16 protein-coding genes are annotated in these 13,228 nt (G+C 72.7%); 12 read left to right on the top strand and 4 right to left on the bottom strand.

All coding sequences use genetic code 11. The annotated features are described in order from the left end of the window. The first annotated feature begins 190 nt into the window (after window positions 1-190). From hsaA to ACFY0D_RS25290, 5 genes are all read left to right on the top strand, one after another. Window positions 191-1,360 (top strand): 3-hydroxy-9,10-secoandrosta-1,3,5(10)-triene-9,17-dione monooxygenase oxygenase subunit, encoded by a 1,170-nt coding sequence (gene hsaA, locus ACFY0D_RS25310; RefSeq protein WP_390800332.1) that lies wholly within the window; start codon window positions 191-193, stop codon window positions 1,358-1,360. Continuing rightward, window positions 1,360-2,220: a 4,5:9,10-diseco-3-hydroxy-5,9,17-trioxoandrosta-1(10),2-diene-4-oate hydrolase gene (gene hsaD / locus ACFY0D_RS25305; RefSeq protein WP_390800331.1), complete on the top strand. Its 861-nt coding sequence runs from the start codon at window positions 1,360-1,362 to the stop codon at window positions 2,218-2,220. The genes hsaA and hsaD overlap by 1 nt, the downstream gene beginning before the upstream one ends. A gap of 67 nt (window positions 2,221-2,287) precedes the next feature. Continuing rightward, on the top strand, window positions 2,288-3,202 hold the full coding sequence (locus ACFY0D_RS25300; RefSeq protein WP_390800330.1) for a VOC family protein: 915 nt from the start codon (window positions 2,288-2,290) through the stop codon (window positions 3,200-3,202). Then, window positions 3,190-3,738: a flavin reductase family protein gene (locus ACFY0D_RS25295; RefSeq protein WP_390800329.1), complete on the top strand. Its 549-nt coding sequence runs from the start codon at window positions 3,190-3,192 to the stop codon at window positions 3,736-3,738. The genes ACFY0D_RS25300 and ACFY0D_RS25295 overlap by 13 nt, the downstream gene beginning before the upstream one ends. Then, on the top strand, window positions 3,735-5,426 hold the full coding sequence (locus ACFY0D_RS25290) for an FAD-dependent oxidoreductase (protein ID WP_390800328.1): 1,692 nt from the start codon (window positions 3,735-3,737) through the stop codon (window positions 5,424-5,426). The genes ACFY0D_RS25295 and ACFY0D_RS25290 overlap by 4 nt, the downstream gene beginning before the upstream one ends. A 96-nt stretch (window positions 5,427-5,522) precedes the next feature. Here the strand turns inward: ACFY0D_RS25290 and ACFY0D_RS25285 are convergent, their stop codons facing one another. Both ACFY0D_RS25285 and ACFY0D_RS25280 read right to left on the bottom strand, forming a co-directional pair. Next, window positions 5,523-6,212, bottom strand: coding sequence for an HAD family acid phosphatase (locus ACFY0D_RS25285; protein ID WP_390800327.1), 690 nt, complete (start codon window positions 6,210-6,212; stop codon window positions 5,523-5,525). 111 nt (window positions 6,213-6,323) lie between these two features. Beyond that, the gene (locus ACFY0D_RS25280) at window positions 6,324-7,220 is read right to left on the bottom strand and encodes a hypothetical protein (RefSeq protein ID WP_390800326.1); all 897 of its coding nucleotides are present in this window, start codon (window positions 7,218-7,220) and stop codon (window positions 6,324-6,326) included. Window positions 7,221-7,396: 176 nt separating this feature from the next. Between ACFY0D_RS25280 and ACFY0D_RS25275 the strand changes: the two genes are divergently transcribed. The 5 genes from ACFY0D_RS25275 to ACFY0D_RS25255 all read left to right on the top strand — a co-directional run bounded on the left by ACFY0D_RS25275 (window position 7,397) and on the right by ACFY0D_RS25255 (window position 9,238). Beyond that, window positions 7,397-8,149 (top strand): S1 family peptidase, encoded by a 753-nt coding sequence (locus ACFY0D_RS25275; RefSeq protein ID WP_390800405.1) that lies wholly within the window; start codon window positions 7,397-7,399, stop codon window positions 8,147-8,149. A gap of 93 nt (window positions 8,150-8,242) precedes the next feature. After that, window positions 8,243-8,401 (top strand): hypothetical protein, encoded by a 159-nt coding sequence (locus ACFY0D_RS25270; RefSeq protein WP_390800404.1) that lies wholly within the window; start codon window positions 8,243-8,245, stop codon window positions 8,399-8,401. Window positions 8,402-8,418: 17 nt separating this feature from the next. After that, window positions 8,419-8,550: a hypothetical protein gene (locus ACFY0D_RS25265; protein WP_390800325.1), complete on the top strand. Its 132-nt coding sequence runs from the start codon at window positions 8,419-8,421 to the stop codon at window positions 8,548-8,550. Continuing rightward, entirely contained in the window at window positions 8,547-8,798 is a 252-nt protein-coding gene (locus tag ACFY0D_RS25260; RefSeq protein WP_390800403.1) for a response regulator transcription factor, read from the top strand. Before ACFY0D_RS25265 ends, ACFY0D_RS25260 begins: the two co-directional genes overlap by 4 nt. A 62-nt stretch (window positions 8,799-8,860) precedes the next feature. Beyond that, window positions 8,861-9,238, top strand: coding sequence for a hypothetical protein (locus ACFY0D_RS25255; protein ID WP_390800324.1), 378 nt, complete (start codon window positions 8,861-8,863; stop codon window positions 9,236-9,238). 76 nt (window positions 9,239-9,314) lie between these two features. On the opposite strand, the gene ACFY0D_RS25250 is transcribed toward ACFY0D_RS25255, so the two are convergent. Together ACFY0D_RS25250 and ACFY0D_RS25245 are read right to left on the bottom strand one after the other, a co-directional pair. Beyond that, window positions 9,315-9,653, bottom strand: a complete 339-nt coding sequence (locus tag ACFY0D_RS25250) for a winged helix-turn-helix domain-containing protein (RefSeq protein WP_390800323.1) — start codon at window positions 9,651-9,653, stop codon at window positions 9,315-9,317. Continuing rightward, window positions 9,650-10,069 (bottom strand): hypothetical protein, encoded by a 420-nt coding sequence (locus tag ACFY0D_RS25245; RefSeq protein ID WP_390800322.1) that lies wholly within the window; start codon window positions 10,067-10,069, stop codon window positions 9,650-9,652. Before ACFY0D_RS25245 ends, ACFY0D_RS25250 begins: the two co-directional genes overlap by 4 nt. A gap of 146 nt (window positions 10,070-10,215) precedes the next feature. Here ACFY0D_RS25245 and ACFY0D_RS25240 point away from each other — a divergent pair, with 146 nt between their 5' ends. Both ACFY0D_RS25240 and pepN read left to right on the top strand, forming a co-directional pair. Then, complete coding sequence (locus ACFY0D_RS25240) at window positions 10,216-10,578, top strand: chorismate mutase (RefSeq protein ID WP_030731629.1); 363 nt, start codon at window positions 10,216-10,218, stop codon at window positions 10,576-10,578. Between the two features lie 41 nt (window positions 10,579-10,619). Further along, window positions 10,620-13,157: an aminopeptidase N gene (gene pepN, locus ACFY0D_RS25235; protein WP_390800321.1), complete on the top strand. Its 2,538-nt coding sequence runs from the start codon at window positions 10,620-10,622 to the stop codon at window positions 13,155-13,157. The last annotated feature ends 71 nt before the right edge of the window (window positions 13,158-13,228 follow it).

Below are 13,228 nucleotides of genomic sequence, written 5' to 3'. Positions count from 1 at the left end.
GGAGGGAAGCACCGGGAAGCATGTATTTCAATCAGTAATACTTCGAGCAGTCGGGCGGGGGTGGGCCGGGAGGCCGGACCGGGGCCCCGCCCCGCCTTCCCACTCAGCGGGAACGGCGCGTTCCACGCCCCCGACCCCCGGGCGTACGTTCACCGCACCTCGAAGCCGCCGACCCCGAGAAAGGGACACCATGAGCGACGAAGACGTCCTCGACGCAGTCCGCGCCCTCGCCCCGGCCCTGCGCGAGCGGGCCGCCGAGGCGGAGGCCCAGCGCAAGGTCCCCGAGGCGAGCATCAAGGAGCTGGCGGACACCGGGTTCTTCCGCCTCCTCCAGCCCAGGGCGTACGGCGGGCACGCCGCGCACCCCGCGCTCTTCTACGCCGCCGTCAAGGAGACGGCCAAGGCCTGCGGCTCCACCGGCTGGGTCGCCTCCGTCGTCGGCGTCCACCCCTGGCACGTCGCGCTCTTCGACCCCCGCGCCCAGGAGGAGGTCTGGGGCCAGGACCACGACACCCGCATCTGCTCCTCCTACGCCCCCACCGGCAAGGTCACCCCCGTCGACGGAGGCTTCACCCTCAGCGGCCGCTGGCACTTCTCCTCCGGCTGCGACCACACCGACTGGGCGCTCCTCGGCGGCCTCGTCACCGACACCGAGGGCCGGCCCGTGGACATGCGGACCTTCCTCGTCCCGCGCTCCCGGTACCGCGTCGAGGAGGTCTGGGACACCGTCGGCCTGCGCGGCTCAGGCTCCAACGACATCACCCTGGACGAGGTGTTCGTCCCCGGGCACCGCGCCCTGAGCTTCGGCCCCGTCACCGCCCTCCAGGTGCCCGGCCACCAGGTCAACCCCGAACCGCTCTACCGGCTCCCGTACGCCTCCGTCTTCACCACCACCATCTCGACGCCCATCGTCGGGATCGCCGAGGGCGCCTACGAGGGCTACGTCGAGGCGACCCGGAACCGGCTGCGCGTCTCCTACGGCCAGCAGGTCGCCGAGGACCCCTTCGCCCAGGTCCGCATCGCCCGCGCCGCGAGCGACATCGACGCCTCCTGGCTCCAGCTCCGGCGCAACATCGACGAGCTCTACGCGCTGGCCGAACGCGGCGCCGAGCTCCCGACGGCCCTGCGCACCCGGGCCCGCCGCGACCAGGTCCTCGCCACCGAACGCTGCGTCGCGGCCGTCGACCTCCTCATGGAGAACGCCGGCGGCAGCGCCATGCGGACCGGCCCCGACCGCGTCCAGCGGGCCTGGCGCGACGTGCACACCGGCCGCGGCCACGCCGCCAACGACCCCGAGCGGGCCCTGGTCCTTTTCGGCCAGGGTGCGCTCGGCCTCGACATCCAGGACACGATGTTGTGATGATCACTTACGAGAGCACCTCGCGCACGGCCAAGGCCGGAAACCTCAACCTCCACTTCCACGAGGCGGGCCCGGACCACGCCGACGCCCCCGTCCTCATCCTGCTCCACGGCGGCGGACCCGGCGCCTCCGCCTGGTCCAACTTCGGCCCCAACCTGCCCTTCTTCGCCGAGCGGTTCCGCACCCTGCTCATCGACCAGCCCTGCTACGGCCGCTCCGACAAACCCGAACCCGACCGCGACTACTTCAGCTTCAGCGCCGCCGCGACCGCCGCCCTCATGGACGAACTCGGCATCGCGAAAGCCCACTTCATCGGCAACTCCCTCGGCGGCGGCACCGCCGTCCGGATGTCCCTGAACCACCCCGACAAGGTGGACAGGCTGCTGCTCATGGGACCCGGCGGAATTTCGGTCAACCTCTTCTCGGCCGACCCCACCGAAGGCATCCGGCGCCTCTTCGAATTCGCCGCGGCCGCCGACCCCACCCGCGAGCAGATGCGCGCCTTCCTCACGACGCTCGTCCACGACCCCTCGCTCGTCACCGACGAACTCGTCGAGGAGCGCTACACCCAGGCCATGGACCCGGACGCCCGGATCGGCAACGCCCGCATGGGCGCCTCCTTCGCCAACCCCGCCTGGCAGCAGGACACCCTGCTCTGGCGCGAGGCCCACCGCATCAGCCACCCCACCCTGCTCACCTGGGGCCGCGAGGACCGGGTCAACCCCCTCGACGGCGCGCTGCTCGCCCTCAAGGCCATCCCCGACGCCCGCCTGCACGTCTTCCCGCGCTGCGGCCACTGGGCGCAGACCGAGGCCTTCGACGACTTCAACCGCCTCGCCGCGGACTTCTTCGCACACTGAACCCCGCCCCGCCTCCGGAGAGCTCTCCCCAGAGCTCTCCGGAGCTCCTCCAGAACTGAGGACACCCATGGCATCGGACATCCGCGCACTCGGCTACCTCCGCATCGAGACCGCCGACCTCCCCGCCTGGCGCACGTACGTCCTGGACATCCTCGGCATGACCGCTGCCGAGGGCAGCACGGACACCTGCCTGAACGTCCGGATCGACGACCGCATCCACCGCTTCCAGTTCGTCTCCGGCAGTCAGGACCGGCTGCTCGCCGCCGGCTTCGAGGTCGCCGGCGCCCAGGCCCTGCGGGAGGCGGCCGCCGAACTGGAGGCCGCCGGACACCCCGTCAAGCCCGGCGACGCCGCCACCCTCGCCGACCGGCGCGTCCAGGGCCTGATCCACTGCGAGGACCCCAGCGGCAACCCGCTGGAGATCTACTGGGGACAGGCCCAGGACCACAGCCCGCTCGCCGCCCCCTACGGGAACCGGTTCGTGACCGGCACCCCCACGGGCGAGGGCCTCGGCCTCGGCCACGTCGTCCTGCCCGCCCCCGACACCGAGGCCACCCTCGACTTCTACGAGAACCTCCTCGGCTTCCAGCTGCGCGACTCGATGCGACTGCCCCCGGCGGCCGTCCCCAGCGGCAGGCCCGGCCAGGACTTCCACTGGATGCACTTCCTCAGCCCCAACCGCCGCCACCACAGCCTCGGCCTCTACCCCGGCGCGCTGCCGCCCGGCATCGTCCACTTCATGGTCGAACTGGAGACCCTCGACGACGTCGGCCACTGCCTGGACCGGATGAACCGGGCGGGCATCCCCATCGCCTCCACCCTCGGCCGGCACTCCAACGACCGCATGGTCTCCTTCTACGCGCAGGCCCCCGGCGGCTTCCAGGTCGAGTACGGCTGGGACGGGCTCGTCGTCGACCCCGCCACCTGGACCGCGAAGGAGATCACCGCGGACAGCTTCTGGGGCCACCAGTGGAACGGCTGAGCGCAGCCGCAGCCGCAGCCGACGCCGACCCGATCGGGACACCCGTCGACCCGGCCGCCTTCCGGGAGGTCCTCGGCGCCTTCGCCTCCGGCATCACCGTCATCGCCGCCGCCGGGTCCGACGGCCGCCCGGCGGGCCTGGCCTGCCAGTCCTTCGCCTCCCTCTCCCTGGACCCGCCGCTGGTCCTGCTGTGCGTGGGCCGGTCCTCCTCCAGCTGGCCCGCCGTACGCGAGGCCGGCGGCCGGTTCGGGGTCAGCATCCTCGCCGAGGAACAGCGCGCGGTGTGCGACGCCCTGGGGCGGCGCGGCCCGCGGCGGGGCGCGGAGAAGTTCGACGGGGTGCCGTGGGAGCCGTCGCCGGGCGGCGCCGTCCACATCAGCGGGGCGCTCGCCACCCTCGACTGCGCCGTCGACACCGTCCACGAGGCCGGGGACCACTACCTGGTCACCGCCCGGGTCCTCGCCCTGGCCGCCCGCGACGGCGGATCGCCCCTGCTGTACTTCCGCAGCGACTACGCCACCGGAGCCTTCGAGTGACCGACACCGACACCGACACCGACACCGTGACCGTGACCGGTGACCACACCTACGACGTGGTGGTCGTCGGCTCCGGCGCCGCCGGACTGGCCGCGGCCGTCACCGCCCGCCTGCGCGGCCTGACCGTCCTCGTGGTCGAGAAGACCGACAAGTACGGCGGCTCCACCGCCCTGTCCGGCGGCGCGATATGGGTCCCCGGCAACGTCCACCTCGACCGGGCCGGCCTCGCCGACACCTACGACAAGGCCCGCGCCTACCTCGACGCGACCGTCGGCGACCGGGTCCCCGCCGCCCGCAAGGACGCGTACCTCGCCCACGGGCCGCGCATGGTCGAGGAGTTCCACGAACGCACCGAGATCCGCTTCATGTACACCCCCGGCTACCCGGACTACTTCCCCGAGGCCCAGGGCGGCATGGCGCAGGGCCGCTCCGTCGAACCGCGCATCGTGGACTTCAAGCGGCTGGGGCAGGCCCGCCACACCATGCGCCGGGCGGGCCTGCCCACGTACGGACTGACCATGACCTCCTACGACTTCCGCTTCCTGAACATGGTCGGCCGGACCTGGGCGGGCCGGAAGGCATCCCTCAAGGTCGGGGCACGGGCCGTGGGCGCGCTGGTCACCGGCCGCACGCTGCTCTCCCTGGGCGAGGCGCTGATCGCCCGGATGCGGCTCTCGCTGGACCGGCTCGGCGGGGACCTGTGGCTGTCGGCGCCGCTGACCGGGCTGGTCACGGACGCGACGGGCCGGGTCACGGGCGTACGGGTCACCCGGGCCGGCCGCGAGGTGAGCGTGGCGGCCCGGGGCGGGGTGGTGCTGGCCTCGGGCGGGTTCTCGCACGACCAGGCCCTGCGCGAGAAGCACCTGCCGCTCCCGACGTCCACGGCCTGGACGCACGCCTCGGAGGGGCAGACCGGCGACGCGCTGCGGTGCGGCGGGGAACTGGGCGCCGCCACCGACCTGCTGGACCGGGTGTGGGGCGCGCCCTCGGTGTGTCCGCCGGGGGAGAGGCCGTTCTTCCTCGTCGCCGACCGGGGCATCCCGGGGATGGTCATCGTGAACGAGGCGGGGGAGCGGTACGCCAACGAGGCCCTGCCGTACCACGCGTTCGTGGACCGGATGTACGCCGCCGACCGGCCCGAGGCACGGACCGTGCCGTCCTGGCTGATCCTCGACGCCCGCTCCAAGGCCCGGTACCTCTTCGCCGGGCTCTTCCCGGGACAGCCCTTTCCGAAGCGGTGGCTGGAGAGCGGCTTCCTGAAGAAGGCGGACACGGTGGAGGAACTGGCCCGCGCGATCGCGGCGCCCGGCCTGCCCGCCGCGATCCGCCGGTTCAACGGGCACGCCGAGCGCGGCGTGGACGAGGACTTCGGGCGCGGGAACAGCGTCTACGACCGCTACTACGGCGACCCGACCCTGGCCAACCCGAACCTCGCGCCGATCGGCAAGGGCCCCTTCTACGCGGTCCCCGTGCACCCGGGGGACATCGGCACCAAGGGCGGCCTGGTCACGGACGGGGACGGCCGGGTGCTCCGCGAGGACGGCGGGCCGATCGCCGGGCTCTACGCCTCCGGCAACTGCTCGGCGGCGGTGATGGGCGAGACCTACCCCGGACCGGGCGCGACGGTCGGCCCGGCCATGGCCTTCGGCTGGGCGGCCGTCAACGCCATCGCCGCCGAACTCGGCTGACGGCGCCCGGGCGGCGGGGCGGCGGGGCTTCGGGGTGACGGGGCTTCGGGGTGGCGGGCTCGCACGGCCCGCCGCCCCGCTGTCACCGCGCTCGGGTCAGGAGAGCTTGCCGTTGTAGTCCGGCAGCTTGACGGTGCGCTCCGCGTGACCGCCGACGAGGTCGGTCGGGCTGTTGCCGATGTTGGCGATGATCGTGTAGCCGCGCGCCTCGATCTCCGCCCGCTTGCCCGTCTTGTAGGCGCTGACCTCCTCGAACAGGTCGGGCAGGTCACGGACGTAGAGCCCCGAGACCGGGTAGCCCACGGCCTTGAGGTTGCGCTCGGTGAGGGAGTGGATGATCCCGGGGCGGGCGGTGACGAAGAAGATCGCCACGCCGCGCTCGTGCGCGTACTGGGTCAGCGCGCGGACCTTGGTGATCGCGGGGGTCGGGAAGGTCCAGAACCAGTGGAAGTCCGTCTCCAGCGAGGTGTTGTCGATGTCGAGGACGAGGGCGGGCTTCTCGCCGGCCGGCGAGGCGGCGATGCGCGCCTCGATGGCGGGCCGGGCCGCGTCGATCACGGCGGCGACGTCCCGCTGCCAGGTGGCGTAGTCGATGCCGAGGATCGCGGCGTTGCCGCCGGGCGCCGAGGCGGCCGCAGGAGCGGACGCGGGTGCGGACACGGGCGCGGGCGCCGGGACGGGCGCGGCCTGGGCGGCGGTGGCCGGAACGAGCGTCAGGACGGCGGCGGCTGCGGCCACGCCGGCGGCGGCGGTACGGGGCATACGGGTGCGGCGGGTGCTGCGCATGGGGGGCGCTCCCTCGGTCACGAGTTGGCATGTACGTGACCAGAGTTGGCGAGAATCGAACCCATGTCTACTGGCCGGTAGGAAACTTTTCGTGGCCGCGTGATGAATGATCTACGTGGTGCAGTCGAGGACGGTGTGGCACAGCCCGCACCGGGCCCGCAGCCGCCCGCGCACCGGCACCCGCAGCCGCTGCGCGCACACCGGACACGGGAAGCTCACCCGCAACCCGGCGCCGTCCACCTGCTGTTCGAAGCGGTACGCCGAGCCGTCGGCGGGGTCGCCCCCGGCGCGCCGCGCCTTCGCGTACCGCCGCCGCGCCAGCGGCCCGGCGGCCGTCAGCGGCGCCCGGCGGTGGTCGCGCCCGGCCAGCGCGCGCCCGCGCACGTAGGCCTCGTACGCCTGGGGGCTGGTGAACCAGGGGGCGGGGTCCTCGCCGAACAGGGCGGCGCGCTTGGCCAGGACGTAGCCGAACTCCTCCGGCGTGAGGTAGCCGAACCTCTGGTGGGTCAGCGCGTCCTCGCGGTAGGCGTCCAGGAGCAGCCAGCCCGCCCCCAGGTACGCGGCGGCGGTGTCGGTGAGGATCTCGTTCTCCGCGGTGCCCGGGAAGCGCAGGTCCAGGCGGTGCAGCAGGACGTGGGCCACCTCGTGCGCGAGGGCGGCCGCCAGGTCGCGGCGGTGGGTGCGGAAGCGGTCGTTGACCTCGACGAAGTACTCGGGACCCGCGGCCAGTTCCACGGTGGCGGCCTGCTCCATCGCCCGGAAGGAGACCACCATGCGCGCGTCGGGCAGCCGTAGCGCGCGCACGGTCGCGGCGGCCACCCGCTGCGCGCCCAGATGCAGGTCGTCGGTGGCGTCGAAGGCGGCGTCGGCGGGGGCGAAGCTCGTGTCGTAGGCGCGGATCCCGTCGGCCGACAGCCGGCGGAAGAGCGCGGTGATCGAGGCGCGCACGGTCGCCAGATGCGGAAATCCGTGCTCGATGGGGCCGCCGGGCCCCCTGTTCTCCGTCATCGAGCCCTCCTTACCGCAATCCCTGCCGCTGGGGCGGGAGTTGGCCGAAATTGCCTTCTTGATGTCCACCACACGCCTGATGTGTCATGGACCCGTCATTCACCCGATGACGCGCACGCACGGCCCAACCCCCCACGAAAGGCAGTGTGTTGACTGTGACCACCCTTGTGCAGTTGATGAAGCGCACCCTCGCCGTCGGTGCGGTCGCCCTCGCCGCCGTCAGCCTCCAGCCCGGCACCGCCACCGCCGGCCCGGCACCCGTCGTCGGCGGCACCCGCGCCGCCCAGGGCGAGTTCCCCTTCATGGTGCGCCTCTCCATGGGCTGCGGCGGCGCCCTCTACACCCAGCAGATCGTCCTCACCGCCGCCCACTGTGTGAGCGGCTCCGGCAACAACACCTCCATCACCGCCACCGCCGGAGTCGTCGACCTCAACAGCTCCAGCGCCATCAAGGTCAAGTCCACCAAGGTCCTCCAGGCCCCCGGCTACAACGGCAAGGGCAAGGACTGGGCCCTCATCAAGCTCGCCAAGCCCATCAACCTGCCCACCCTCAAGATCGCCGACACCAAGGCCTACGACAACGGCACCTTCACCGTCGCCGGCTGGGGAGCCGCCCGCGAAGGCGGCGGCCAGCAGCGCTACCTCCTGAAGGCCAACGTCCCCTTCGTCTCCGACGCCAGCTGCCAGAGCTCGTACGGCAGCGACCTCGTCCCCGGCGAGGAGATCTGTGCCGGCCTGCCCCAGGGCGGCGTCGACACCTGCCAGGGTGACTCCGGCGGCCCCATGTTCCGCCGCGACAACACCAACGCCTGGATCCAGGTCGGCATCGTCAGCTGGGGCGAAGGCTGCGCCCGGCCGAACTACCCCGGCGTCTACACCGAGGTCTCCACCTTCGCCGCCGCGATCAAGAGCGCCGCGGCAGGCATGTAGCTCCTCCCGCTCGACCCGCCCGCCCTTCCGGCCGGTCACGCACCGGCCGGAAGGGCGGCCCTCGCCGCCGTCGCCGAACACCGGCCGGACCTCCTGCTCCTCGACATCCGCATGCCCGGACTCGACGGCCTCGAAGTCACCCGCCGCCTGCCCGGCCACCCCGGCTCACCGCACATCGCATCGTCACCACCTTCGACCTCGACGAGTACGTCCACGCGGCGCTCCACGGCGGAGCGTCCGGCTTCCTCCTGAAGGACGCAAGCCCGGCCATGCTGGTTGAAGCGGTCCGGGCGGCAGCCGTCCGCGACTCCCTCGTCTCACCCGCCATCACGGTCCGCCGCCTGCGCGAAACGGCCCCGCGCACCCCGGCCTCCCGGGCCGCCGCCCCACGGAGCCGCTGACCGAGCGGGAACGCGACGTCGCACGCTGCCTCGCGCGCGGGCTGACCAGCGCGGAGATCGCCCGGGAGCTCTTCGTCTCCCTGTCCACGGTCAAGACCCACCTGGCCGCCACCTCGGCGCGACCCCGCCGCTCCGGCCCCGAGGCCGAGGTCCGTCCGGCCCCAATCCCAGCCCCGCCGACGCCCGAGGCCCGTCCGGCCCCAATCCCAGCCCTGCCGGCCCCGAGGCCGAGGTCGGTCCGGCCCTGATCCCAGCCCTGCCGGCCCCACGCCCGAGGTCCGTCCAGCCCCAATCCCAGCCCCGCCGGCGTTTGAGGCGCGGGGTCCGGGGCGGAGCCCCGGGAGGCTCCGGCGCAGCCGGCCCGCGCCCGTGCACCCGTACCCGCACGTGCCCCCGTACCGCCGCCGCCGCAGTCCTGCGCCAGCAGGCCGCCCAGTGCGTACGTGACCGCGCCGTCCGCACCGCCGAACGCCTGGAGCTCGCCCGCGAGCTCCACGACCTCGCCGCCCACCACGTCACCGGCATCGCCGACGACGCCGGCCGCCCCGCCACACTCTCCGAGAAAGCCCGCGGCGGCGGCTACGGCCTCGCCGACGTGACCGAACGCGCCGAGGCCCTCGGCGGCTCCCTCACCGCCGGCCCCACCCCCGACGGCGGCCGGCTCGTCACCGCCACCCTGCCGCTCTGAACGGCCTTGGGGGTGTCGTGCCGATCAGGCCGGGCTCGCGGCGCTCCCTGATCCGGCCTGATCGACACGACACGTCCTAACCCAGCGCGATGGCCCGCAGGGCGGCCAGATGCCGCTGGTAGACCGCCCGGCCCTCGGCGGTCAGCGAGAGCCAGGTACGCGGACGCCGCCCGACCCGGCCCTTGCCGACCTCCACCCAGCCCGCCTCCTCCAGCGCCGCGACCTGCTTGGACAGCACCGAGTCCGAGACCTCGACCAGGTCCCGTACGAAACCGAACTCGGCCTTGTCCAGCGGAGCCAGCGCCGCCACCACCGACAGCCGAACCGGCGCGTTGAGCAGCGGCGCGAGGTCGTGCCGCGGATGCCCGCCCCGCTTCGCCTCCGCTCCGGTGTCCGCGGCCGGTACGTCCGTCATACCGCACTCCTCGTCTCGGTCCAGGCGCCGACGGCCAGCGGCAGCGCACACGCCAGCGCGGCCACCGCCGCGAACGGCACGCCGTGGCCGAACGCCGCGGTGCCGAGCGTGATCGACAGGGCGAACACCACCGCCCAGGACCCCACCAGCACCCCGTGCTTCACACCGAACCCCCGCCGCACCACGCGCTGCCGCGCCGCGTACACGCTCAGCCCGGTCACCAGCAGCGCGTTGGTCACCGCGAACACCGCCGCCGAGACCGGCCCGTGCCACAGCACGGCGATCGGTACGAGCACCAGCTGCCCGCCCGCGAACGCCCACAGATAGCGCGCGTACCAGCCACTGCGCCGCCGCGCCGCCTGCTCCAGACCGGCCGCCCGGCCCAACGCCCCGACCGCCTTCGCCGCATCCTGCATGGTTCCCCCTCGTTCGCGCATGGATGACCGTCCCCAGTCGATTTCCACTATGGCGAGTACTTTCCACTCTGGCAAGTATCAGGTTGCCGTCTCACAGGCCGACTGCCCGAGGAACCGACGGCCGCCGCCACGTATTCTCGGGAACCATGAACATCAGCGACCTCGACAACGGCACCGGCACCGGCACGGGCGCGGCCGACGACGCCGCAGGCATCGACGAGAGCGTCACCGCCGAACTCGCGCGCCTGCGCGACAGCATCGACAACATCGACGCCGCCGTCGTCCACATGCTCGCCGAACGCTTCAAGTGCACCCAGCAGGTCGGCCACCTCAAGGCCAGGCACCAGCTGCCCCCCGCCGACCCGGGCCGCGAAGCCAGCCAGATCGCCCGCCTGCGCCAGCTCGCCGAGAACGCCAAACTCGACCCCGCCTTCGCCGAGAAGCTCCTCAACTTCATCATCGCCGAGGTCATCCGCCACCACGAGACGATCGCCGCGGGCGAAGAGTAGAAGACCGGGGTCCGGCCGCCCACTGGGGCAGCATGGGCCCCATGTCCGCACTGACGCGCAACGAAGCGCAGCTCCGAGCCCAGCTCCTCGACGTCCAGCACTACGCCGTCACCCTCGACCTCACCGGCGACGACGAGACCTTCGACTCCACCACCGTCGTCCGGTTCACCGCCCGCACCGCCGCAGACACCTTCATCGAGCTGAAGCCCGTCGAGCTGCGCTCGGCCACCCTCGACGGCAACCCCCTCGACCCGGCCACCCTCGCCGACGACCGCCTCCCCCTCGAAGGCCTCACCGAAGGCCCCCACGAGCTGCACCTCGACACCCGCATGCGCTACTCCCGCACCGGCGAGGGCCTGCACCGCTTCACCGACCCCGCCGACGGCCACACCTACGTCTACAGCCAGATGTTCCTGGACGACGTCCAGCGGGTCTTCCCCGCCTTCGACCAGCCCGACCTCAAGGCCGTCTTCGAATTCACCGTCACCGCCCCCGCCCACTGGACCGTCCTCGCCAACGGCATCACCACCCGCACCGCCGCCGCCCCCGACAACAGCGGCGCAGCCATCTGGCAGTCCGCCCCCACCCCCCTCATCTCCACCTACCTCGCCGCCGTCGCCGCCGGCCCCTGGCACAGCATCCGCACCGAACACGCCGGACTGCCCTTCGGCATCCACTGCCGCCAGTCCCTCGCACCCCACATGGACGTCGACGCCCAAGAAATCCTCTCCATCACCAAGGCCTGCTTCGACCGGTACCAGGAGAAGTTCACCGAGCCCTACCCCTTCGACTCCTACGACCAGGCCTTCGTACCCGAGTTCAACGCCGGCGCCATGGAGAACCCCGGACTCGTCACCTTCCGCGACGAGTTCATCTTCCGCTCCGCCGTCACCGACACCGAACGCCAGTCCCGCGCCATGGTCATCGCCCACGAGATGGCCCACATGTGGTTCGGCGACCTCGTCACCCTCGCCTGGTTCGACGACATCTGGCTCAACGAATCCTTCGCCGAATACATGGGCTACCAGACCCTCACCGAAGCCACCCGCTTCACCGACACCTGGACCGACTTCGGCGTCACCCGCAAGCCCTGGGGCTACGACGCCGACCAGCGCCCCTCCACCCACCCCGTCGCCCCCGCCCCCGAAGACGTCCCCGACACCGCCTCCGCCCTCCTCAACTTCGACGGCATCTCCTACGCCAAGGGCGCCTCCGCCCTGCGCCAACTCGTCGCCTGGCTCGGCGAGAAGGACTTCCTGGCCGGCATCAACACCCACTTCGCCCGCCACAAGTTCGCCAACGCCTCCCTCGCCGACTTCATCGACTCCCTCGCCGCCCACACCGAACGCGACGTCCGCGCCTGGGCCGACATCTGGCTGCGCACCACCGGCATCGACACCCTCACCCCCCGCATCGAGGAGTCCGAAGGCCGCCCCGACACCCCCGCCGGCTGGACCCTCACCGTCGACCGCCGCGGCAGCCGCCCCCACCACATCGCCGTCGGCGTCTACGACCGCGACCCCGCCGACGACCGCTTCCTCGAACTGCGCGAACTCCTCGACCTCGACATCCCCTCCGACGAGATCATCTCGGTCACCGGAGCCCGCCCCGCCCTCCTCGTCCTCAACGACGTCGACCTCACCTACGCCAAGGTCCGGCTCGACGAAACCTCCGTCGAAACGGTCCTGCGCGGCCTCTCCGGCATCCCCGACGCCCTCACCCGCGCCGTCGTCTGGAACGCCCTGCGCGACATGGTCCGCGACGGCGAACTCGACCCCCACGACTACCTGGCCACCGCCTCCGCGCACCTGCCCGAAGAGAACGACCTGGCCATCGTCCAGGGCGTCCTCGCCTTCGCCCGCACCCAGGTCGCCGTCCGCTACCTCGCCCCCGAAGAGCACGCCGCCGCGCTCGCCACCCTCACCACCATCGCCCGCGACCTCCTGCGGCGCACCGAGGACGGCTCCGAGCCCGGCATGCGGCTGACCGCCGTACGCACCCTCGTCGACAGCGCCACCCAGCCCGACACCATCGCCGCCTGGCTCACCGACGACACCGTCCCCGGCGGCCCCGCACTCGACCCCGAACTGCGCTGGCGCATCCTCGGCCGCCTCGCCGTCCTCGGCGCCGTCGGGGAGCCCGAGATCGACGCCGCCCTCGCCGCCGACACCAGCGCCACCGGCCAGGAAGGCGCCGCCCGCTGCCGCGCCGCCCTCCCCACCACCGAGGCCAAGGCCGCCGCCTGGGACCGCCTCTTCCACGACGACAGCCTGTCCAACTACCTCTTCAGCGCCACCGCCCAGGGCTTCTGGCAGCCCGAACAGGCCGAACTGCTCACGCCGTACGTCACCCGCTACTACCCGGAGGCCGTCGCCCTCGGCGCCCGCCGAGGCCCCGCCATCGGCGAGGCCGCCGGCCGCTGGGCGTTCCCCGCGTACGCCATCGACGAGTCCAACCTCCAGGCCGGCCACACCTGCCTCACGAACCCGGACATCCTCCCCCTCCTGCGCCGCAAACTGGTCGACCAACTCGACGACCTCACCCGCGCGCTCCGGGTCCGGTCCTCTGACGAGAACTAGCCGAAGGCCGAAAGCGCGGAGCCGAGGCCAGGGCCGGGGACGGGGACGGGGTGGGGTGTTGTCCGGGACGT

Source organism: Streptomyces sp. NPDC001502, assembly GCF_042894785.1.
Classification (GTDB): Bacteria; Actinomycetota; Actinomycetes; order Streptomycetales; family Streptomycetaceae; genus Streptomyces; species Streptomyces kutzneri.
This window is presented reverse-complemented; position numbering and strand designations above follow the sequence as displayed.

Coding starts and splice junctions, on each gene's coding strand:
- hsaA (WP_390800332.1), top strand. CDS start 191: ATGAGCGACGAAGACGTCCTCGACGCAGTCCGCGCCCTCGCCCCGGCC.
- hsaD (WP_390800331.1), top strand. CDS start 1,360: ATGATCACTTACGAGAGCACCTCGCGCACGGCCAAGGCCGGAAACCTC.
- ACFY0D_RS25300 (WP_390800330.1), top strand. CDS start 2,288: ATGGCATCGGACATCCGCGCACTCGGCTACCTCCGCATCGAGACCGCC.
- ACFY0D_RS25285 (WP_390800327.1), bottom strand. CDS start 6,212: ATGCGCAGCACCCGCCGCACCCGTATGCCCCGTACCGCCGCCGCCGGC.
- ACFY0D_RS25280 (WP_390800326.1), bottom strand. CDS start 7,220: ATGACGGAGAACAGGGGGCCCGGCGGCCCCATCGAGCACGGATTTCCG.
- ACFY0D_RS25275 (WP_390800405.1), top strand. CDS start 7,397: ATGAAGCGCACCCTCGCCGTCGGTGCGGTCGCCCTCGCCGCCGTCAGC.
- ACFY0D_RS25265 (WP_390800325.1), top strand. CDS start 8,419: ATGCTGGTTGAAGCGGTCCGGGCGGCAGCCGTCCGCGACTCCCTCGTC.
- ACFY0D_RS25250 (WP_390800323.1), bottom strand. CDS start 9,653: ATGACGGACGTACCGGCCGCGGACACCGGAGCGGAGGCGAAGCGGGGC.
- ACFY0D_RS25245 (WP_390800322.1), bottom strand. CDS start 10,069: ATGCAGGATGCGGCGAAGGCGGTCGGGGCGTTGGGCCGGGCGGCCGGT.
- ACFY0D_RS25240 (WP_030731629.1), top strand. CDS start 10,216: ATGAACATCAGCGACCTCGACAACGGCACCGGCACCGGCACGGGCGCG.
- pepN (WP_390800321.1), top strand. CDS start 10,620: ATGTCCGCACTGACGCGCAACGAAGCGCAGCTCCGAGCCCAGCTCCTC.